The 20,493-nt window shown below is 69.5% G+C and carries 23 protein-coding genes; 13 read left to right on the top strand and 10 right to left on the bottom strand.

Translation table 11 applies throughout. The annotated features are described in order from the left end of the window. Together NN2_RS32750 and NN2_RS32745 are read right to left on the bottom strand one after the other, a co-directional pair. Positions 1 to 1,034: FecCD family ABC transporter permease (locus NN2_RS32750; protein ID WP_063018843.1), on the bottom strand; the 1,034-nt coding region annotated here is incomplete at its 3' end. Then, positions 1,031 to 2,101, bottom strand: a complete 1,071-nt coding sequence (locus tag NN2_RS32745) for a FecCD family ABC transporter permease (protein WP_063018841.1) — start codon at positions 2,099 to 2,101, stop codon at positions 1,031 to 1,033. The genes NN2_RS32750 and NN2_RS32745, both read right to left, overlap by 4 nt. A gap of 100 nt (positions 2,102 to 2,201) precedes the next feature. On the opposite strand from NN2_RS32745, the gene NN2_RS32740 reads away from it, so the two are divergent. Continuing rightward, complete coding sequence (locus NN2_RS32740) at positions 2,202 to 2,909, top strand: hypothetical protein (protein WP_063018839.1); 708 nt, start codon at positions 2,202 to 2,204, stop codon at positions 2,907 to 2,909. 219 nt (positions 2,910 to 3,128) lie between these two features. On the opposite strand, the gene NN2_RS32735 is transcribed toward NN2_RS32740, so the two are convergent. Together NN2_RS32735 and NN2_RS32730 are read right to left on the bottom strand one after the other, a co-directional pair. After that, the gene (locus NN2_RS32735) at positions 3,129 to 4,454 is read right to left on the bottom strand and encodes a bifunctional o-acetylhomoserine/o-acetylserine sulfhydrylase (RefSeq protein WP_063018859.1); all 1,326 of its coding nucleotides are present in this window, start codon (positions 4,452 to 4,454) and stop codon (positions 3,129 to 3,131) included. 88 nt (positions 4,455 to 4,542) lie between these two features. Continuing rightward, a complete protein-coding gene (locus tag NN2_RS32730) occupies positions 4,543 to 5,085 on the bottom strand; it encodes an OsmC family protein (protein WP_063018837.1) in 543 nt (180 codons plus the stop codon). 215 nt (positions 5,086 to 5,300) lie between these two features. On the opposite strand from NN2_RS32730, the gene NN2_RS32725 reads away from it, so the two are divergent. The 5 genes from NN2_RS32725 (at position 5,301) to NN2_RS32705 (ending at position 9,004) form a co-directional block, all read left to right on the top strand. Then, positions 5,301 to 5,759: a PaaI family thioesterase gene (locus tag NN2_RS32725; protein WP_197039928.1), complete on the top strand. Its 459-nt coding sequence runs from the start codon at positions 5,301 to 5,303 to the stop codon at positions 5,757 to 5,759. A 94-nt stretch (positions 5,760 to 5,853) separates the two neighbouring features. Next, positions 5,854 to 6,156 (top strand): urease subunit gamma, encoded by a 303-nt coding sequence (locus NN2_RS32720; RefSeq protein WP_030517690.1) that lies wholly within the window; start codon positions 5,854 to 5,856, stop codon positions 6,154 to 6,156. 9 nt (positions 6,157 to 6,165) lie between these two features. Next, positions 6,166 to 6,552 (top strand): urease subunit beta, encoded by a 387-nt coding sequence (locus NN2_RS32715; RefSeq protein WP_063018835.1) that lies wholly within the window; start codon positions 6,166 to 6,168, stop codon positions 6,550 to 6,552. Continuing rightward, on the top strand, positions 6,552 to 8,273 hold the full coding sequence (locus NN2_RS32710; protein WP_063018833.1) for an urease subunit alpha: 1,722 nt from the start codon (positions 6,552 to 6,554) through the stop codon (positions 8,271 to 8,273). The genes NN2_RS32715 and NN2_RS32710 overlap by 1 nt, the downstream gene beginning before the upstream one ends. A gap of 68 nt (positions 8,274 to 8,341) precedes the next feature. Next, positions 8,342 to 9,004 carry an O-methyltransferase gene (locus NN2_RS32705; protein WP_063018831.1) on the top strand — a complete coding sequence of 221 codons (663 nt, stop codon included), beginning with the start codon at positions 8,342 to 8,344 and terminating at the stop codon, positions 9,002 to 9,004. On the opposite strand, the gene NN2_RS32700 is transcribed toward NN2_RS32705, so the two are convergent. Further along, positions 8,994 to 9,563: a PadR family transcriptional regulator gene (locus NN2_RS32700; RefSeq protein WP_063910939.1), complete on the bottom strand. Its 570-nt coding sequence runs from the start codon at positions 9,561 to 9,563 to the stop codon at positions 8,994 to 8,996. The two genes, NN2_RS32705 and NN2_RS32700, sit on opposite strands and share 11 nt — an antisense overlap. 108 nt (positions 9,564 to 9,671) lie before the next feature. Here NN2_RS32700 and NN2_RS32695 point away from each other — a divergent pair, with 108 nt between their 5' ends. After that, positions 9,672 to 10,076 (top strand): nuclear transport factor 2 family protein, encoded by a 405-nt coding sequence (locus NN2_RS32695; protein WP_218022089.1) that lies wholly within the window; start codon positions 9,672 to 9,674, stop codon positions 10,074 to 10,076. A gap of 7 nt (positions 10,077 to 10,083) precedes the next feature. On the opposite strand, the gene NN2_RS32690 is transcribed toward NN2_RS32695, so the two are convergent. Then, entirely contained in the window at positions 10,084 to 10,800 is a 717-nt protein-coding gene (locus tag NN2_RS32690; RefSeq protein ID WP_063018825.1) for a TetR/AcrR family transcriptional regulator, read from the bottom strand. A gap of 84 nt (positions 10,801 to 10,884) precedes the next feature. Between NN2_RS32690 and NN2_RS32685 the strand changes: the two genes are divergently transcribed. After that, positions 10,885 to 12,411, top strand: a complete 1,527-nt coding sequence (locus NN2_RS32685; RefSeq protein WP_063018823.1) for an MFS transporter — start codon at positions 10,885 to 10,887, stop codon at positions 12,409 to 12,411. A gap of 65 nt (positions 12,412 to 12,476) precedes the next feature. Beyond that, positions 12,477 to 13,343 carry an SDR family NAD(P)-dependent oxidoreductase gene (locus tag NN2_RS32680; RefSeq protein ID WP_231982862.1) on the top strand — a complete coding sequence of 289 codons (867 nt, stop codon included), beginning with the start codon at positions 12,477 to 12,479 and terminating at the stop codon, positions 13,341 to 13,343. 69 nt (positions 13,344 to 13,412) lie between these two features. Here NN2_RS32680 and NN2_RS32675 read toward each other — a convergent pair whose 3' ends face one another. The 3 genes from NN2_RS32675 to NN2_RS32665 form a co-directional block, all read right to left on the bottom strand. Further along, positions 13,413 to 14,240, bottom strand: coding sequence for an alpha/beta fold hydrolase (locus NN2_RS32675; RefSeq protein WP_063018821.1), 828 nt, complete (start codon positions 14,238 to 14,240; stop codon positions 13,413 to 13,415). 138 nt (positions 14,241 to 14,378) lie between these two features. Next, complete coding sequence (locus NN2_RS32670) at positions 14,379 to 15,353, bottom strand: zinc-binding dehydrogenase (RefSeq protein ID WP_063018819.1); 975 nt, start codon at positions 15,351 to 15,353, stop codon at positions 14,379 to 14,381. A 33-nt stretch (positions 15,354 to 15,386) separates the two neighbouring features. Then, positions 15,387 to 15,950: a TetR/AcrR family transcriptional regulator gene (locus NN2_RS32665; protein WP_174555042.1), complete on the bottom strand. Its 564-nt coding sequence runs from the start codon at positions 15,948 to 15,950 to the stop codon at positions 15,387 to 15,389. 146 nt (positions 15,951 to 16,096) lie between these two features. On the opposite strand from NN2_RS32665, the gene NN2_RS32660 reads away from it, so the two are divergent. Together NN2_RS32660 and NN2_RS32655 are read left to right on the top strand one after the other, a co-directional pair. Continuing rightward, positions 16,097 to 16,936, top strand: a complete 840-nt coding sequence (locus tag NN2_RS32660) for an oxidoreductase (RefSeq protein WP_063018817.1) — start codon at positions 16,097 to 16,099, stop codon at positions 16,934 to 16,936. Between the two features lie 48 nt (positions 16,937 to 16,984). Beyond that, positions 16,985 to 17,617 (top strand): urease accessory protein UreF, encoded by a 633-nt coding sequence (locus NN2_RS32655; RefSeq protein ID WP_063018815.1) that lies wholly within the window; start codon positions 16,985 to 16,987, stop codon positions 17,615 to 17,617. Positions 17,618 to 17,653: 36 nt separating this feature from the next. Here the strand turns inward: NN2_RS32655 and NN2_RS32650 are convergent, their stop codons facing one another. Next, entirely contained in the window at positions 17,654 to 19,021 is a 1,368-nt protein-coding gene (locus NN2_RS32650) for a cytochrome P450 (RefSeq protein WP_369689974.1), read from the bottom strand. A gap of 49 nt (positions 19,022 to 19,070) precedes the next feature. Between NN2_RS32650 and NN2_RS32645 the strand changes: the two genes are divergently transcribed. Both NN2_RS32645 and ureG read left to right on the top strand, forming a co-directional pair. Continuing rightward, a complete protein-coding gene (locus NN2_RS32645) occupies positions 19,071 to 19,706 on the top strand; it encodes a TetR/AcrR family transcriptional regulator (protein ID WP_146098587.1) in 636 nt (211 codons plus the stop codon). Positions 19,707 to 19,818: 112 nt separating this feature from the next. Continuing rightward, positions 19,819 to 20,493 (top strand): urease accessory protein UreG (ureG, locus tag NN2_RS32640; RefSeq protein ID WP_063018811.1); only part of this gene is annotated, 675 nt, incomplete at its 3' end.

Genomic DNA, 20,493 nt, shown 5'->3' with positions numbered 1-20,493 from the left:
ATCTGCGGCGCGGCCAGCCCGACGAAGGCCAGCGGGCCGACCGCCGCGGTGGCCAGGGCAGCCGCCGCCACCGCGGCGCCGATCAGCACCAACTGCTGGGTCTGTACGCGCACACCGAGCGCGCGAGTGGTGTCGGAGCCGAAGCGCAGTGCGGCCAGGGTGCGCGCCGAACCCGCCGCGATGAGAACCACGACGACGAGTCCGGCCGCCGCCGCACTCGTCCGGTTCCAGTCCGCGCCGTTGAGCGAGCCGGTGAGCCACAGTTGCGCCCGGGCGGCGTCGTCGAGGCTCGCCCGCGTGACGAGCCAGTTGATACCGGCCAGCAGCAGCGCGTTGACCCCGATCCCGATGAGGATGAACCGCATTCCGCTCAGTCCGGTGTCGCCGCCGCTGTTGCGGCCCAGCGCCAGGACGCCGATCAATGCGGCCGTGGCCAGTCCACCCGCGAGCGCCGCGAGCGGAACGCCCAGCGACGCGACGATTCCGGTGGCGGTGCCGCCCGCACCGGCCAGCACGGCGACCGCGGCGAAGCTCGCCCCGGAGGTGATGCCGAGGACGTCGGGGCTCGCGAGCGGATTGTGCAGGATCGACTGCGTGATCGCGCCCGCGATGCCGAGCGCCGCTCCGGCCACCAGCGCGGTCACCGCGCGTGGCAGCCGCGATTCCATGACGACGTAGCGTTGCGAACGGGTGCCGCCGCCGGTCAGCACGTCCAGCACCCGCGCGAGGGCGATGTGATAGTCGCCGACGGAGATGTCCACTACGAACAGCACCACGATCGTGGCGGCGAGGGCCAGCAACGTCAGCAGCATCGAAAGGCGAAGGACCGCAGACATTCCGGCGACCCGGACGGCCGGCCGGACCCGTGCCAGCGCCACGCCGGGTCGGTCCGCGCCGGGAGCGCTCGTCGAATCGCCGACCGAGCCGGCCGCCGCTTCGCTGCCGGCGTCCCCGGCCCGTCGGTCTCCGTCCCCTGGCTCGGTACCCGATTCCGTGCCGGCCCCGGAGGTGCGGATATCGCTGCGCGCGTTCACAATTCGGCCACCTTCCGGCGGCGCACCAGGGCGATGAAACAGGGTGCGCCGATCGCGGCCAGCACGATACCGGCCTGCAACTCGCCGGGCGGCGCGATCACCCGGCCGACGACATCGGCCAACAGCAGCACGATCGCCCCGAGCAGCGCCGAATACGGAATCAGCCAGCGGTGATCCGGGCCGGTGATCATGCGGCCCAGGTGCGGAACGACCAATCCGAGAAAGGCGATCGGGCCGACCGCGGCCGTCGCGGCGCCGGTCAGCAGCACCACCGCGATGAGCCCGATCGCGCGGTTGCGCGCGATGTTCACCCCGAGCCCGCGCGCGACATCTTCGCCGAGTCCGATCGCGTTGAGCCCGGGCGCGGCCAGGATCGCCAGCACCGTTCCCGCCAGGATGAACGGCACCACCTGGGCCGCGACCGCGGGTTCGTGTCCGGCGGGAGTGCCGACCACCCAGAAGCGGTAGGTGTCCAGCGCGGCCGGATCGAGCAGGATCACCGCGTTGGTCAGCGCCTGCAGCAGCGCAGTGACCGCCGCACCGGCCAGGACCAGCGTCAACGGGGTGGATCGGCTGCCGCCGCTCGCCGATGCGCCGAACACCACCACCCCGGCCGCCAGTGCTCCGGCGAAGGCGAACCAGATGTACTGGCTCGGCTGGGTGAGCGCGAACAGATGGATGCCGAGCGCGGCCAGGAACGCCGCACCCGCGTTGAGACCCAGCAATCCCGCATCGGCGAGCGGATTGCGCGTGTAGCCCTGGATCAGCGCACCGGCGATACCGAGTGCGGCGCCGGTGAGCAGTGCGAGAACCGTTCGGGGCAGGCGCAATTCGCGCACGATCCGGTCGGCCTGCCCGTCCGCGGGGCAGGTGAACGGCACGCCGTCCGGACAGGAGACGGCGTGCCAGATCTCGGCCGGGGACAGGGATTTCGCGCCGACGGCGAGTCCGGCGACGACCGCGAGCAGCAGCACCCCGGCCAGGAGTGCCAGGCCGGTCGCACGGCGACGGGGGGTGATGACTGCGGCGGACACGGCGGCGAACGACTCCTGGGTGACGCGTTTCATGGCGATCGAACACTTGCGCAGCGACCTGTCGCCGTACAACTCTGGTAAGCCTAACCTATCTTTCGTTGCCGACCGCAATGCCGAACGTTGAGGGGGTTCGATGTCCGAACCAGTGACGATTTTCCCGGCTCGCCGTCCGGAGCCGGCGTTCGAACAGATCTGCGTCCGGCTGCGCGCGTTGCAGCCCGGGCATCCGCGCGTCTACGCCATGGCGGCGATGGCCGAACAGGGCCGTCGGCGGTGGTGGCGACTGGCCGACGGGGTGCGTGAAGGTCGCATCGAGCTGATGTATCGCCGGCATGCGGCGGAGATGGTCAGCGCCGAGATCGCCGCCGAGGTGGTCGCCACCGCGCTGATCCATGCCGTGGTCGGCCGGGTGGTCGCGCTGATGGTCTGCGACAACCGCGCCTGGGATCCGGGGCTCGAGAATCTGTGGGTGCACAGCGACAGCGACGGCGGGCTGGACTGGGCGGGCCTGTCGGACACGACGATTCGCGTGGTGGCGGGTGATCCGCTGGCAGGGCGGCCGGGTGTGGTGACGCTGCCGTGTGATCGGGCGCTGTCGGTGTGGCTGGCGCATCGCTGCGAGGCGGCGCTGACCTTGGTGTGTGAGAGCCTGCAGCGCTGCGCGGGGCTGAGCCGGGCGCGATTCTGGAATCTCGTGGGCGAAACCGTCGTGGGCGCGGCCACCTATGTTCCGGAACTGGCGCGGACCGGCGCGGATGCCGGGATCGAGCGGGGGCAGGCGTTGCTACTGGCATTGGCCGATCGCGGGTTGCCGGTGCGTCGCTCTTGCTTGGTTAGGTAAGCCTGACCTACACTCAACTCGGCGTCCGGATCGAGCGAGAGTCCCGAGGGCTGCGGTCGACTCCCCCGGTCCACTGCCCGCGGCGGGCCCTTCGTCACGAAGGGCCCGTCGCGTCGTTTCCAGCTCCCGCGCCCGAATCTCGAAGTGCCGGTGCGTGTTTCGCTGACACGACGATGCCCGGCCCGCCGCCGGGGGCGGCGAACCGGGCATCGGCGAGAACTAGTGCGTGGCGGCGAAACCGGTCCGCAGGTCGGCGAGGATGTCCTCGATCCCCTCGATGCCCACCGCGAGCCGGACCAGGCCCGGCGTCACACCCGCGGCCAGCTGCTCCTCGGGCGTCAGCTGCGAATGCGTGGTCGAGGCCGGGTGAATGACCAGCGAACGCACATCGCCGATATTGGCGACATGGCTGTGCAGGGTCAGCGCGTCGACGAACCGCTTACCCGCGTCCACGCCGCCCGCCAGCTCGAAGCCGACGATCGCGCTGGTGCCCTTCGGGGCCAGTTCCCGGCCGCGCTCGTACCACGGCGACGACGGCAGGCCCGCGTAGAAGACGCTGGTCACCTCGGGCCGCTCGGTGAGGAATTCCGCGACCGCCTGCGCGTTGGCGACATGCCGTTCCACCCGCAGGCTCAGCGTCTCGAGACCTTGGGCGATCAGGAACGCGTTGAACGGGGCCACCGCGGAGCCGAGGTCACGCAGCAACTGCACGCGTGCCTTCAGTGCGTAGGCCGGCGCACCCAGATCGGCGAACACCGCGCCGTGGTAGCTGGGATCCGGGGTGGTGAAGCCGGGGAAGCGCGAGTTGCCCTGCTCGTCGGTCACCGTCCAGTCGAAGGTGCCGCCGTCGACGATCACACCGGCGATCGCGGCGCCGTGGCCGCCGAGGTACTTCGTCGCCGAGTGCACGACGATGTCGGCGCCGTGCTTCAGCGGCTGGATCAGGTACGGGGTCGGCACCGTGTTGTCCACGATGAACGGCACACCGGCGGTGTGGGCGACCTCGGCCAGGCCCGGCAGGTCCAGGATGTGGTTCTGCGGGTTGGACACGGTCTCGCCGTAGATCGCTTTGGTGTTCGGGCGGATCGCGGCGCGCCACTGGTCCAGATCGTCGGGATCTTCGACGAACGACACCTCGATGCCCAGCTTCGGCAGCGTGTAGTGGAACAGGTTGTAGGTGCCGCCGTAGAGGCGCGGACTCGACACGATGTGGTCACCGGCGCCCGCGATGTTGAGGATCGCGAAGGTTTCGGCGGCCTGGCCCGAGGAGAGCAGCAGCGCCGCCACACCACCCTCGAGGGCGGCGATGCGCTGCTCGACCGCGTCCTGGGTGGGGTTCATGATGCGCGTGTAGATGTTGCCGGGCTCGGCCAGACCGAACAGCGCCGCCGCGTGATCGGTATCGCGGAAGGTGTAGGAGGTGGTCTGGTAGATCGGCAGCGCGCGAGCGTTGGTGGTGCCGTCGGGAATCTGGCCGACGTGGACCTGCTTGGTCTCGAAGCTCCAGTTCTGCGCCGGATCGTTCGGCTCGACGGAGTCGGTCATGGGTTTCAGCTCCAAAATGTGTAGATGGGATGGATCGTCGCGCACGAGGCGGCGGTGCGCCGCCCCAGAATGCCCGATTCGTGAAGAATCAGGCGGGAACTGCGGAGTTTTCCAACTCCGGTGTGATCAGTGTGGTCAGCACGGGCGTCGGCCCGGTGGAGATATCGAGAACCGGGCAGTGAGCGTCCACGGCGGCCTGCAGTTCAGCGTAGCGCTGCGCCGGCTCCGGACCACGAATGTGCACATTCACCCGGACCTGCTGGAACCCGGCGCGCACGCTGTCGTCGAGTCCGAAGAAGCCGCGCACGTCGAGGTCGCCCTCGGCCTCGATGCGCAGATCGTCGACGACGATGCCGAGACGTTGCGCCCAGAACCGGTAGGTCACCACCTGACACGAGATCAGCGCCGCCAGATAGAACTCGACCGGATTCGGCGCGGTGCCCGCGCCGCCCAGCGCGGCCGGCTCGTCCACCCGGACCGTATACGTGCCGGCCGTGACGGCGCTGCCGACGGCGCCCTCCGCGACTCCGGCAGCGGAAAACAGGACCTGCGCCTTCGCCGGATCGCCGGCCACGGCCTGTGCGGTGGCGTCGACGATGTCGTTGAGCGGAGTGTCCGATGCGGCTGTCATGGCCGCCACGGTAGGGCGGCGCGGGGGCCGGAGCGAGGGTTGCGCTCGCCGTGATCGCAACCGTAGCCGGATCGCCGTGAGTGCGTATGCCGCTGCGGTACAACGATTTTCACATTGTGCCGCCGGTGTGCTGCTCGATTACCCGGCACCTGGGTGGCCGGGCGCGCGCGGCACCGCCGTACCGGCCGGTACTCAGGTGGTGTAAGTGTTTTTCTATGACACAGCACGACCGATTCGAGGCTCGCTCCCTGGCGGATGTCACGCCCGAGCAGATGACCCGCTACAGCGAGGGGACCTTCACCGACCTCATCGGTCTGAAGTACACCGAGGTCGGGCCCGATCGTGTGGTCGGGGAGTGGGTGGTCTCGCCGCAGCTGCATCAGCCCGCGGGCATCGTCAACGGCGGGGTGTACTGCACGATCATCGAAACGCTGGCCAGTGTCGGCGGCGGCGTGTGGTTCGGTGACCGCGGTCATGTGGTCGGCGTCAACAACAACACCGACTTCCTGCGCGCAGTCCGAGAGGGCAGCCTGCGCGGTGTCGCCACCCCGATTCACCAGGGCCGCTCGCAGCAGCTGTGGCAGGTGCAGATCACCGACGAGCAGGACCGGGTGGTCGCGCGCGGCCAGGTGCGGCTGCAGAACCTCACCGCGGACGGGGCGGCCAAGGCCTGACGCCGCCGAGGCGAGCGCCCGTCCCGGCGAGCGCACTCGGTACGGCCGTGCCAAGATATCGAGCACCGTACGCCCGAGCAGCCGAGGAGTCGATGTGCGTCTGTCACCGCACGAGCAGGAACGGCTGATGCTCAGCTACGCGGCCGAACTGGCGCGCCGGCGGCAGGCTCGGGGGCTGAAACTCAACCATCCCGAGGCGGTCGCGATCATCACCGACCACGTCCTCGAGGGCGCCCGGGACGGCCGCACCGTCGCCGAACTGATGTCCTCGGGCCGCACCGTGCTCACCCGCGACGACGTCATGGCGGGTGTTCCCGAGATGATCGCCGACGTGCAGGTCGAGGCCACCTTTCCCGACGGCACGAAACTGGTGACCGTGCATCACCCGATCGGCTGAGGGGCACCGATGAGCGCGATATCCGCCGAGAGCGGCTCCGGCCCGGTGCCGGGCGAGTATCTGCTCGCCGCCGGCCTCATCGAGATCAATGCCGGCGCCGACCGGATCGAACTCGAGGTGGTCAATACCGGCGACCGGCCGGTGCAGGTGGGCAGTCACGTGCACTTCCCACAGGCCAACACGGCCCTCGACTTCGACCGGGCCGTGGCGCACGGCCGCCGCCTCGACATTCCGGCCGGTACCGCCGTGCGCTTCGAACCCGGCCTGGCGCAGTGTGTTTCGCTGGTGCCGCTGGGCGGTAGCCGCGAGGTGTACGGGATCGGCCCGGACGCGCCGGGACCGCTCGGCCCGGTGGCGAACCGGTCCGATGAGACAGACGGAAGGCCGGTCGACTGATGGCGGAACTGTCCCGCGCCCGCTACGCCACGCTGTTCGGCCCCACGGTCGGCGATCGAATTCGCCTCGCCGACACCGATCTTCTGATCGAGATCACCGAAGACCGCTGCGGCGGACCCGGTCTGGCCGGTGACGAGGCCGTCTTCGGTGGCGGCAAGGTGCTGCGCGAATCGATGGGCCAGGCCCGCGCCACCCGCGCCGAGGGCACCCCGGACACCGTGATCACCGGGGCCGTGATCGTCGACTACTGGGGAATCGTCAAGGCCGACATCGGCATTCGCGACGGCCGCATCTGCGCGATCGGCAAGGCCGGCAATCCGGAGACCATGGACGGTGTGCATCCGGATCTGGTGGTGGGCCCGTCGACGGAGATCATCGCCGGCAACGGCCGCATCCTCACCGCCGGCGCGATCGACTGCCACGTGCATTTCATCTGCCCGCAGTTGCTCGACGAGGCGCTCGGCGGCGGTATCACCACCTTGATCGGGGGCGGAACCGGACCGGCCGAGGGCTCCAAGGCCACCACCGTCACTCCCGGCGCCTGGCATCTGGGCCGCATGCTCGAGGCCACCGACGGCTGGCCGGTCAACATCCTGCTGCTGAGCAAGGGCAACACCGTGCGCCCCGAGGCGATGTGGGAGCAATTGCGCGGTGGCGCGGGCGGATTCAAGCTGCACGAGGACTGGGGGACCACCCCGGCGGCGATCGACGCCTGCCTGCGGGTGGCCGACGCCGCGGGGGTTCAGGTCGCGCTGCATTCGGATACGCTCAACGAGGCGGGATTCGTCGAGGACACCCTCGCCGCGATCGCCGGGCGGGCCATCCACTCGTATCACACCGAGGGCGCCGGCGGCGGGCACGCGCCGGACATCATCACCGTCGCCTCGCACCCGAATGTGATGCCCAGCTCCACCAATCCGACTCGCCCGCATACGGTCAACACCCTCGACGAGCATTTGGACATGTTGATGGTGTGCCACCACCTCAATCCGGCCGTGCCCGAGGATCTCGCCTTCGCCGAGAGCCGGATCCGGCCCTCGACCATCGCGGCCGAGGATCTGCTGCACGATCTGGGCGCGATCTCCATGATCGGCTCGGATTCGCAGGCGATGGGCCGCATCGGGGAGGTGGTGATGCGGACCTGGCAGACCGCGCACATGATGAAGCGCCGCCGCGGCGCGCTGCCCGGTGACGGGGCCGCCGACAACCACCGGGTGCGCCGCTACATCGCGAAATACACGATCTGCCCGGCGGTGACGCACGGCCTGGACCACGAGATCGGGTCGGTGGAAGTCGGCAAACTGGCCGATCTGGTGCTGTGGGAGCCGGCCTTCTTCGGTGTCCGCCCGCATGCGGTGCTCAAGGGCGGCGCGATCGCCTGGGCGGCGATGGGCGATGCCAACGCCTCGATTCCGACACCGCAGCCGGTGCTGCCGCGGCCGATGTTCGGCGCCGCACCCGTGGTGGCGGCGGGCGCGTCGCTGCATTTCGTCTCCCCGCAGGCGGTCGAGGACGGGCTGGCCGAGCGGCTGCAGGTGCGGCGGAAACTGGTGCCGGTGGCCGATGTACGCCGCCGCACCAAGAGCGATCTGCCGCTCAACGACGCGATGCCGCGTATCGAGGTGGAACCCGACACCTTCACCGTGCGCATCGACGGCGAGGTGTGGGACCAGCAGCCCGCCACGGAGTTGCCGATGGCACAGCGCTACTTCCTGTTCTGAACCTCGCCTCGCCGCCGGCCCCGTCGGCGGCGCTGCGCCGGTGCGGTCGCGGTGGCACACTGGCCGATATGACGAATGCCGCATGGGGCGAGGTCGACCGCTACGTCGTGGACACGTTGATCGGTGACGCCGATTCCGATGTGGCGCAGGCGAATTCCGAGGCGGGCCTGCCGCCCATCGACGTCTCGCCGGCGCAGGGCAAATTCCTGTATCTGCTCGCGCTCTCGGCCGGGGCGCGGCGTGTGCTCGAGATCGGGACGCTCGGCGGGTTCAGCACGCTGTGGCTGGCGCGTGCGGTGGGCTCTCAGGGGCGCGTCGTGACGCTGGAATACGATCCGCACCACGCCGAGGTGGCCCGCGCCAACCTCGATCGCAAGGGGGTGGGGGAACGAGTGGAGATCCGGGTCGGCGCCGCGCTGGACACCCTGCCCGGAGTCGCCGAGGACCACGGCGAGCCCTTCGACCTGGTCTTCATCGACGCCGACAAGGTCAACAACGCCAACTATGTGCAGTGGGCGCTGCGGCTGACCCGCCCCGGTTCGGTGATCATCGTCGACAATGTCGTGCGCCGCGGCGCCCTGGCCGACGGCGACCCCGGCGACCCCGCGGTCCGCGGGGCCCGGGAAGCGCTGCGACTGCTCGCCGACGAGCCGCGGCTCGAGGCCACCGTGCTGCAGACCGTGGGCAGCAAAGGCTGGGACGGCTTCGCCTACGCCGTGGTCACCGGTTGACCGATGCCGAATCGCCGTGCCCGATCCGGTCGGGGTGGTCGGCGAGTTCGGTCCAGAAGTCCACGTACGCCTGTTCGTGGCCGATCCCCAGTTCCAAGATGCGGGAACGGGATTGGGCGCGCACCGTATCGGCCGGATCGATCTCGGCGTGCATGGCGCGGTAGCGGTCGAGCCAGCGGCGGTGCTCGGCTGCCTGGCGGCGGGCCAGGGCGACCACGTCCTCGGGTGCGCCGAGGTCGGCGAAGAACAATTTCACCTGCGCCGGATCGCGCGTCTCCGGCGGCGCGCACTGCGGGTCGGCCAGCCACGCGCGTAACGCCTCGCGTCCGGCGTCGGTGAGCTGGAAAACCCGGCGCCGGCGGCCGGTCTCCTCGGCGTCCTCGTGCAGCAGGCCGCGCTCGGCCAGCCGGGCCGGAATGCGGTAGAGCTGCGCATGCGGCACCGGCCAGAAGTAGTCGACGCTCTCCTCCATGCGCGCTTTGAGCTCGTAGGGGGTGAGCGGTCCGTGCCGGGCGATGAGCCCGAGCACGATATGGTCCTGCGCTCCCAGATCCGGCATGGTCGTCAGCTTTCGGTTCGGCACGTCTCGGTTCGGCACGGCATTTGACACGGTCTCACTGAGACTATAGCTTCATATCCGTCATACCGTATCAATGAGACTATTGGAGTGGACATGCGCGCGTACGGCATCGAACTGTTCGACCGATGGACGGCGATGTGGAACGGGGAGCTGGAACTCGCGAACCGAATCATGGCCCCGCACTTCACACTTCGCTACGCCCAGCCGGGCGCCGAGGCCTACGACAGCATTCACGACCCGGAGACGTTCGCGCGGCAGATCGCGGCCTTCCGCGCGGCCGCGCCCGGGCAGCGATTCGAAACCCAGGGCGAGGCGGTCGTCGAGATCGACGACCGCCGTACCGGGATCGTGGCGCGGCCCTACGGTTCGCGTCGTCCGGTGGCGGACGGTGAGATCGCGGTGAGCGGCACCGATATCCTGCGCGTCGGGGAGGGGTTGATCGTGGAGGTGTGGTCGGTCTCCGGTGGCACACAGGGCCGTTCGTACTACTGACCGCCGATCAGCCGTGGCGTGCGGCGAAACCGTCGCACAGCGCCGACAGGCCCGAATGCAATTGCCGCACCGGATCGAGCAGATCGCCGAGTCCGGTGCCTTCGAGGGGCGCCAGCGCGGGCGGGCTCGGCCAGCGCGGGGTGCCCTCCAGAAGTGCTGTCAGCCCGGAGGATTCGTCGTGCTCGTCCTCGCGGGCGGCCAGGATGGTGGCGCTGACCTGCTGGAGGGCGATGCCGGCGATATAACTCCAGACCTCGAGCGCCATCGCGGTGGCCTCGCGGCGATCATCGGTCAGCTCGAGGAAACCTTCGGTCAGCCAGCCCAGGCACGCCAGGCTGTGCGGGCCGAAGTTGTAGCGCGGCACCGCGAAGGTGAACAGCACCCACGGATGCAGCCGGTAGAGCTGCCAGTCGATATCGGCGGCCGCGCGGACCCGGTCGCGCCAGGTCCAGTCCGCTTCCGGCGCCGGATACGGGTAGCGCCGCGCGACCTCGTCGGTCATATCGGCCAGCAGTGCGTCCTTGTTCGGTACGTGCCGATACAGCGACATCGCGCCCACGCCCATCCGCTCGGCGATGCGGCGCATGGACAATCCGTCGATGCCGTCCGCGTCCGCCAGCGCGATGGCGGTGTCGACGATCGCCGCTCGCGTCAGCCGCTCGGGCTGCGACCGGCTCGAAGAGCCTGGCGTCGCAGGTGAGGATGGGTGGGAAGGTTTCGGCATCGAAACTCGCTTTCCTTTCTGCGGCCGGATGCGTACGCTGTACCCCGGTCGCGTACGACGTACGCACGAGATGAAGGATAGGTGATGGTCGGCATTGAGACCTCGGCGGCGGCCCATACCGCGCCGAGCGCAACCCCCCGGCGGGTGTGGCTGGGTCTGGCCGTGTTGATCCTGCCGGTGCTGCTGGTGTCGATGGATATGTCGGTGCTGTATCTGGCGATGCCGACGCTGACCGAGCATCTGGACCCCTCGGCCGAACAGCAGCTGTGGATTCTCGACATCTACGGATTCATGATCGCCGGACTGCTGATCACCATGGGCAATCTCGGTGACCGCATCGGCCGGCGCAACATATTGCTCGCCGGCGCAACGGTTTTCGGCATCGCCTCTCTGCTGGCGGCCTTCGCGCCCAGCGCCGGCGTGCTGATCGCGGCGCGCGCGCTGATGGGTGTCGGCGGTGCGACGCTGCTGCCGTCGAGCCTGGCGCTGATCTCGAGTCTGTTCCCCGACGCCCGGGCCCGCGGCACCGCCATCGGCGTCTGGACGGCGTTCTTCGCGGGTGGTTCCGCGGTGGGGCCGGTGATCGGCGGCTTGCTGCTGCACAAGTTCTGGTGGGGCTCGATCTTCCTGATCAACACGCCGGTGTTGCTGGTGCTGCTGGCGCTGGGACCGCTGCTGCTGCCCGAACACCGCTCCGCCGGTCGCGGACCGCTGGATCCGGTGAGCGTGATCATGTCCATCGGCGGTATCCTGCCGCTGGTGTACGCGGTGAAACGGGCCGCGGCCGAGGGCGTCGACGCGATCTCGGTGGTGCTCGGCCTCGCCGGTGTCGCGGTGCTGGTGGCATTCGTGCGGCGCCAGCGCACCCTGGCCGAACCGCTGCTGGATCTGAGCCTGTTCCGGCGCGGCCTGTTCCGGGTGGCGATCGGGTCGTCCACCGTGGGCATGATGTCGCTGGCCGGCATGAGCTATCTGACCAGCATGTATCTGCAGTCGGTGGCCGGGCGCGACGTCCTGGGCGCGGCGCTGCTGGGTATTCCGGCGGCGATCGCGGTGTTCATCTGCTCGATGGGTGGCGCCCGGGTGGCGCGCCGGCTCGGCACCCGCGGATCGTTCGTGCTGGCGCTGAGCGCCGCCGCGGTCGGCAATCTGCTGCTGCTCGGCATCGGCGTCGACGGCGGAATCGGCTGGTACATCGCGGGTTCCACGATCGCGGGCCTCGGCTACGGCATCGTGTTCACCCTGGTGTCGGAGGTCGCGGTCTCCTCGGTTCCGGCCGAGCGGGCGGGATCGGCGGTCGGCATCTCCGAGACGAGTTTCGAACTCGGTAACGCCCTCGGGTTGTCGCTGCTGGGTTCGCTGGCGGCACTGGTGTTCCGGTCCGGTGGCGATTTCGCCGACACGCTAGGCGAGACGCTCGTGCTCCATCGCGGCGATGCGGCGGTGGTCCATGCCGCGCAGAGCTCGTTCGTCACCGGCATGCACACCGCGCTGGTGGTCGGTGCGGCACTGCTGATCATGATGGCGGTGGCGGCCGCGGCGACCTCGGGTCGCCGGCGTCGGCGCGCGACCGCGGTGGATGCCGCGACCGCCGCGGCGGGAACGCGCTGACCGGTTCCCGGTCGACGGTGACGATTCCGGCCCGCCGGTGGAGGCGGCCCAATACAGTTTCGGCTGTGACAGATACCGCTTCACCGGGCCGCCCGCTGGCCGAACGGGTCGCGACGCGTTTGTTGTATCCCACGTCGCGGCCCCAGGACGCGGCGCTGCGCGAGGCCGTCTCGGGCCGGGTCGTGCTGGTGACCGGCGCCTCGCACGGCATCGGAAAGGTCACCGCCGCCAAATTCGCCGCCGCCGGAGCCGTCGTGGTCATGGTCGCGCGCTCGGCGGCGGAACTCGACGCCGCGGCCGACGACATCACCGCGGCCGGCGGCATCGCGCACACGTACAGCACCGACCTGACCGATATGGAGGCGGTGGACGCATTGGCCCGCGACATCCTCGCCACGCACGGGCGGGTGGATGTGGTGATCAACAACGCGGGCCGATCGATTCGCCGCTCGATCGACGAGTCCTACGATCGCTTTCACGATTTCACCCGGACCATCGATATCAACTACCTCGGCCCCGTGCGATTGCTGCTGGCCCTGCTCCCGGCGATGCGGGAGCGCGGTCGCGGACATATCGTCAACATCTCCACCTGGGGCCTGCGCATGCCGCCGGCGCCGCGATGGGCCGCCTACGGTGCCTCGAAGGCGGCGTTCGACCAGTGGTTGCGCACGGTGGCGACCGAGGTGGCGGCCGACGGCGTCACCACCACCTCGATCTACATGCCGCTGGTGCACACCCGCATGAGCGCGCCCACCGATTTCGGTTCCATGCCGGGACTCACCGCCTCGGAGGCCGCCGATCTGGTGTGTCATGCCGTCGTCGCGAAACCGGTGGAGATCTCACCGTGGTGGAGCGGTCCCCTGCAGGCGTGGACGGATTTGACCCGCGGCCCGATGCAGCGGCTGATGGCCCGCAGCATCCGATTCACCTGAACCGCGTGCGTGGACAGTCGCCGATGGCCGTGCGCGACAACCGGATTCGCGCGAGCACTCGGGATTGTGTCAGCTCTGCAGGAACGCCAGCAGATCGGCGTTGAAACGTTCCTTGTCGCCGGGGACCAGCGCGATACCGTGCGAACCGCCCTCGTAGACGGTGAGCGTGGCGTTCGGGATGATCTTCGCCGCCTTGCGGGCCGTCGCGTCGATCGGCACGATCTGATCGTCGTCGCCGTGCACGATGAGAGTCGGCACGTCGAACTTCTCCAGGTCGGCGGTGAAGTCGGTGTATCCGAAGGCGTCGACACAGCGCACCCCGGCCTCGATCGACTCGTGCATCGCCATGAACCAGAACGCGTCGCGATTGCCCTGGGTGGCCTTGGTGCCCGGCCGGTTGGCGCCGAAGAAGCCCTCGGAGGTATCGCGCCAGAATTGCGAGCGTTCGGTCAGAATGCCCTTCTTGATCTGATCGAACACCTCGTCGGGCACGCCTTCCGGGTTGCCCTCGGTGCGCACCATCAGTGGCGGGATAGCCGACAGCAACACCGCCGAGCGCACCCGGCCGTTGCCGTGGCGGCCGATGTAGCGGGCCAGTTCGCCACCGCCCATGGAATGTGCCACCAGCGTGACATCGCGCAGGTCGAGCCGGGTGAGCAGATCGTTCAGATCGTCGGCGAAGGTGTCGAAGTCGTATCCGCCCCACGGCTGTGCCGAGCGCCCGTGACCGCGGCGGTCGTGTGCGATACCGCGAAAGCCGTTGTCCGCCACGTGTTTCAGCTGATCGTCCCAGGCGTCGGCGTTGAGCGGCCAGCCGTGGATGAAGACCACGGGGCGGCCCGAACCCCAGTCTTTGTAGTAGATGTCGACCTCGTCACGCGTTGTGCACACAGGCATGGACGAACCTCCTCCGCGTGCGCCCGCCGGCCTCGGTCGCGGGCCGTGAGAACGAGACGCGACCTCCAGCGTAGGGTCCGCGACCGAGGCGAGGGGCTACGAATCGGTTACGTCAGCAATTGATCAGCTATCGACTGCTCACGGCTCGAGGACGACCTTGCCGACGGTCGCGCGGTCCTCGAGGGCCCGGTGTGCGGCCGCGGCGTCGCCGAGGGCGAAACGGTGCACCGCCGGGCGCAGCCGCCCTGATCCGGCCGCGGCCAGCGCGTGCGTCTCCAGGGCCGCGATTCCGCCGCCGCGTGCGAGCATGTCCGGGCCCAGAACCGACCGTGAGGTGATGCCGCGGGCGGCGAGTTCATCGGGGTCGAGTTCCAGCGCGCTATCGCTCCAGCCGAAGACGAGATGGGCGCCGCCGGGCGCGAGCAGTTCGACCGCCGCGCGGCCCGCTGCGCCGCCGACGCCGTCGAAGATCCAGTGCGCGGGCCGTTCGCCGAAGCGTGCGCGCACCGCGTCGGGCCAGCTCGGGTCGGTGTAGTCGAGGGCGAGCTCGGCGCCGTTGGCCGCCACCGTGGCGACCTTGGCCGGACCACCGGCCAGTCCGACGACGGTGAGCCCGGCGCCGCGCAGATATTGCACGAGTAGCGTGCCGATCCCGCCCGCCGCCGCCGGTACCACCGCGAGCTGTCCCGGCTCGAGCTCGGCGAATCCCAGAATGCCCAGGGTGGTTCGTCCCGTGCCGATCATCGCCACCGCCGCGCCAGGATCCAGTGCGTCCGGAATCCGGTGCAGCCGTTGGGCATCCGCGACCGCCAGTTCGGCATAACCGCCCGGCGCTGCGCCGAGGTGGGTGACGACCCGAGCGCCCAGCAGATCCGCGTCGACACCTGAGCCCACCGAGTCGACGACGCCCGCGACCTCCCGGCCGGGGATCGTCGGCAACGGCGGCACCGGATAAGGGCCCGGCAGGCCTCGGCGCAGATGCGTGTCGACCAGGTGAATTCCCGCCGCGGCCACGGTAATTCGAACTTGTCCGCCCGCCGGCCGCGGATCGGGGACGGTCTCGTAGCGCAGGTTCTCGGCCGGGCCGAATTCGTGCAGGCGTATCGCTTTCATGAGCCCAGCCTGCAACCTCGACCATTGTTGAGGTCAAGTGCGCGCGGAACTGTCCGGTCCGGAGCCCACGCCGTGCAGGAGTGTGTCGACCACGATGTCCGCCGCGCGGGCGGGATCGAACTGGGGGAGGTTCTCGGCGGCGTCGACCATCAGCTGTGCCAGCAGCGTCGACACCCAGCCCGCGGGGAGGCCGGGCCGGAGCAGGCCTTCGTCGGTGGCTCGGCGCAGGAAGGTGTCGACCTCGGCGATCAGCGGTTCGCGCCGACCGCGAATGGTCTCGTCGGCCACCAATCTCGCCGTCTGCACCGGCCAGTGGCGATTGACGCCGATGATCGCTTCGACGTACCGGTGCAGGGCGACCGCGACCGGCGCCTCCCGGAGCCGGGCGCTCGCGATGGCTTCCTCGACCGCGTCGTATCGAGCCTGATAGACGGCCGCGAGGAGGTCGTCGCGGGAGGCGAAGCGGCGGTAGACGGTGCGTCTGTCGACGCCGGCGGCGGCGGCGATGGCCGACAGGCTCGCCGACGGATCGTCGGCGAGCAGCCGGGCTCCGGTGGTCAGCACCAGTTCGATATTGCGGGCGGCGTCAGCTCTCACGGTTTCAATGTACCCATGCAAGCAGCAGATAACAGAATAATCGCTTCAATGCAGTAGCCGAAACAGAAGTAAGTGCTACATTGATGTAGCAGTTGAAGAAGTCGGGTCGCTTCGAGGGCGACCGGACGAGGGACGGAGGAACGACTATGGCCGGAACATGGCTGATCACCGGTGCGTCGCGGGGCCTGGGACGGGAGCTGACCGAGGCCGCCCTGGCCGCCGGGCACCGGGTCGTCGCCGGTGCGCGACGCCCCGAACAGCTCGACGATGTGGTGCGGCGCTACGGTTCGCACATCCTGCCGGTGCCGCTGGACGTCACCGACCCGGAGGCGGCCGAGGCGGCTGTACGCGCGGCCGTGGAGACCTTCGGTTCGCTCGACGTCGTGGTCAACAACGCCGGATACGCCGACAGTGCACCGATCGAGGAGATGGCCGCCGACGATTTCCGGGCGCAGGTCGAGACCAACCTGTTCGGCGTCGTGCACGTCACCCGCGCGGCGCTCCCGGTGCTGCGGACCCAGCGGTCGGGAACCTTCGTCCAGATCTCCTCGATCGGCGGACGAGTCGGTGGTTCGCCCGGGCTGGGCGCCTATCAGACGGCGAAATTCGCGGTCGAGGGATTCTCCGAAGTGCTCGCGAGCGAGGTCGCCCCGTTCGGGGTGCGGGTGGTGATCGTCGAGCCGGGCGCCTTCCGCACCGACTGGCAGGGCGCCTCGATGACCATCCATCCGGTGGGTGCCGATTACGAGGCGACGGTGGGCGCCGTCCACCGCTTCCGCCGCGACAACGACGGATCCCAGCCGGGCGACCCCGCGCGCGCCGCCCGCATCATCGTCGAGGTGGCCGACTCCGAGGAGCCGCCTCGCCGCCTTCTCCTGGGCAGCGACGCCTTGGCCGCGGCGCGGGCGGCCGGGCAGGCCCGGGCCGACGAAACCGAGAAGTGGGCCGCGATGAGCGCCGCCGCGGACTTCGCGGCGGCCGGCTGACCGCGCGGTTCTAGGATCGGAGATCGTGCCCGGCCGCAGGAGATGCCCATGAGTCTCGCGATGGTGATGTCGCTCGCCGATTCGCGGCTGCCCATCGGCGGGCATGTGCATTCCGGCGGTGTCGAGGAGGCGATCGCCTCCGGGCTCGTGCGCGACCTCGACACGGTGGCGGCCTATCTGCGCCGGCGGATCCGCACGACGGGCCTGGTCTCGGCCTCGCTGTCGGCGGCCGTCTGTGCGGGAACCCTGACTCCCTCGTCGGCCGAGGCGGAGGCCGACGCTCGCACCCCGGCGCCGGCGGCGCGCACGGCCTCGCGGGCGCAGGGGCGCGGACTGCTTCGGCTCGCGAAACAGGTATGGCCGCACCATGATTGGTCGAGCTCGGGCGTGCGGCCACATCTGTCGACGGTCTTCGGCGTGGTGGGGCAGGCCGCGGCGGTGCGACCGGTGGAGATCGCCGGGGTCGTGGTCTATACGACGATGACCGGAGCCGCCACCGCGGCGCAACGGCTGCTCGCACTCGATCCGGCGGCCGTCGCGGCGATCACGCTGGAGCTGGCCGCACTGTGCGACGAGACCGCGCAGGCGGCCACGATCGGCCCGGCCGCCCTCTCCGACCCGCTCGGTGACGTGCTCGCTCAGCGCCACCTCGACCGCGAGATGCCGCTGTTCGCGTCCTAGCCCGCGCGGTGGCTGCGACCGGCCCGTCGAAGACGATCAGGCGGGAGACACCCGGATGGGCAGGCCGTCACCGGGTTTCGGCAGCGGGCGCAGCAGCACGGGCATGCGGTAGTCCGGATCGACGCTCCATCGTTGCCGGAGCAGCAGTTGATGCATCGCTGCCTTGACCTCCATCCCGCCGAAGTACATGCCGATGCATTTGTGCACTCCGTGCCCGAAGGGCAGATAGGCGTAGCGATGTGATTTGTCTTCGCGCCGCGGTTCGGCGAAACGCTCCGGATCGAACCGGTCGGGCTCGGGCCACAGTTCCGGCATGTGGTGCAGATGCCAGAGCATGACCCCGACCAGGGTGTCGGCGGGAATGCGGTAGCCCAGCAATTCGGTCTCCCGCACGGTTTTGCGGATCACGGTGGGTACGGGGGTGATGATGCGCATCGCCTCCTTCATCACCAGGTCGAGGGATTCCAGCCGGTCCAGATCCGCGTAGTCGATCGCGTCCACCCCGAGGGCGCGAGACTCCTCCCGGCACCGCTCCTGCCACTCCGGGTGGCGAGCCAGGTAGTAGGCCATCGTGGTCATTGTCGCCGTTGCGGTGTCGTGCGCGGCCATCAGCAGGAAGACCATGTGGTCGACGATCTCGCTGTCGGTGAACCGCTCCCCGTCCGGGCCGACCGCATGACACAACGCGCTGAACAGATCGTTGCCGTCGCCGGCGCGTTTGCCCGCGAGCCTCGGGGCCAGATACCGCTCCAGCACCCGCCGCCCGCTCAGTCCCCGTGACCAGCGTGTTCCGGGCACGGGAAGCCGGAGCGCCGCGGTGGTGGCGGCGACGGTATCGGTGAACGCGGTATTGACCCGGTCGGTCTCGGGACCCAGCGGCGTCCCGGTGAACGTGCGGGTCGCAACGTCGAGGGTGAGCTGCTTGATCAGCGGATGGAAGCGCAGGGTGCCGGAGCTGGGCCAGCGCCGCAGCCCGGCCGCGATGGTCTCGTTCATCGGACCGAGATAGCCCGCCAGGCGCTGGGGTGTGAACGCCGACTGCATGATGCGGCGGTGGCGATGATGCTCATCGAAATCCATGAGCATCAGACCGCCGTGGAAGAACGGGCCGATCAACGTCGACCAGCCGGGACCGTTCGCATACGCCTGGTCCCGATTGCGCAGCACCTCGCCGCAGGCGTCGGGGCCCATCGCCTGCACCGATGTCATGCCGAGGGCGCGCGACCACGACACCGGACCGTGCCGCCGGTAGCGGCTTTCGCCGGTCAGGATCGTGCCCTGTGCCAGCTGCAAGGTGTAGCCGATCAGCGGCAGTCCGGAATCGCCCGGCATGCCGGGCACGCCGGCGCGGTCGTGCATCAGCAGAGTCATCGTCGTCTCCCAGGTGTGTGTGTCCCGTGTCACCGGGTAGTCTGATAATGGTCGTTGTCGTTGTCAATATGTGGAGGCGATTGTGGCAGGTACCTACCGGGGCGTTCCCGGGCATGTCCGGCGTGAACAGCGGCGGCAGGTGCTGATCGAGACCGGTTTGGACTGCCTGCACGAGGACGGTCTGGCCGGGATCAGCGTCCGATCCGTATGCAGCCGTGCCCAATTGACCCCGCGTTACTTCTACGAGAGCTTCACCGATCTCGATGCGCTGCTGTGCGCGGTCGTGGACACGGTCGCGGAGGAGATCGTGGCGCGCGGCGTGGCGGCTGTGGCAGCGGGGGAGAGCATCGAACAACGGGTGCGGGGCGCGATCGCCGCCGGTTACGGTGTCGTGGCCGAGGATCGGCGAAAGGCCACCGCGATCCTGATCTGCGCGGCCGGACACGGCCCGCTGCGCGATCGACGACATACGCTGCTGGTCGAATTCGCCCAGATCATCACCGATACCCTGCCGCTGCCGAGGTCGTCACAACCGTCCACGCACGCACTGGCCCTGTTCCTGCTCGGCGGCGCGTTCGACGTGATAGAGGCGGTGCTGTCCGAGCGGCTGGTGCTGACCGGTGAGGAACTCGTCGACGAGCTCACCGTGATATGGATGGCGGCACTGCGGTCCATACAGCCCGCCGGTGCCGACGAGTCGGCCGAGTCGCGGAGCTAGGCGGGGGGCGCCCGGATGTCGGCGCACCCGTGCGCATGTCGGGCGCGGTAACACCGGGTTCACATGAATCGGCCACGATGATCGTCGAGAATCGAGGCCCGAAGGAGAGCTCATGCCGCCGCATCTGATCGATGGCGAACCGCACGATCACGCCCATGACCGCCCCAGGCGGGTGCGGACGCCGGGGGAGCCGGTGCGCATCGGGATCGGCGGGCCGGTCGGATCGGGGAAGACGGCGCTGGTCGCGGCGCTGTGCCGGCAGTTGCGCGCGGAACTGTCGCTGGCGGTGCTGACCAACGACATCTACACCACCGAGGACGCCGACTTCCTGCGCCGGCACGCGGTTCTGCCCGACGAACGGATCAGCGCGGTGCAGACCGGTGGTTGTCCGCACACCGCGATTCGCGACGACATCACCGCCAACCTCGACGCCATCGACGATCTGATCGAGGCGAATCCACCGCTGGATCTGATTCTGGTCGAATCCGGCGGCGACAACCTCACCGCCACCTTCTCCGCGGGCCTGATCGATGTGCAGATCTTCGTCGTCGACGTGGCCGGGGGCGACAAGGTGCCGCGCAAAGGTGGTCCGGGCGTGACGTTCTCGGATCTGCTGGTGATCAACAAGACCGATCTGGCGCCGATGGTCGGCGCCGACCTCGAGGTGATGCGGCGCGATTCCGCGGCGGTGCGCGCGGGTCGCCCGTTCGTCTTCAGTTCGCTGACCGAGGATCCGGCCGCGACACCGGTGCTGGCGTGGGTGCGCGATCGGCTGCGCGCGGCGGCG

Origin of the sequence: Nocardia nova NBRC 15556, assembly GCF_001613005.1 — a bacterium.
Taxonomy (GTDB): Bacteria; Actinomycetota; Actinomycetes; order Mycobacteriales; family Mycobacteriaceae; genus Nocardia; species Nocardia nova.
This window is presented reverse-complemented; position numbering and strand designations above follow the sequence as displayed.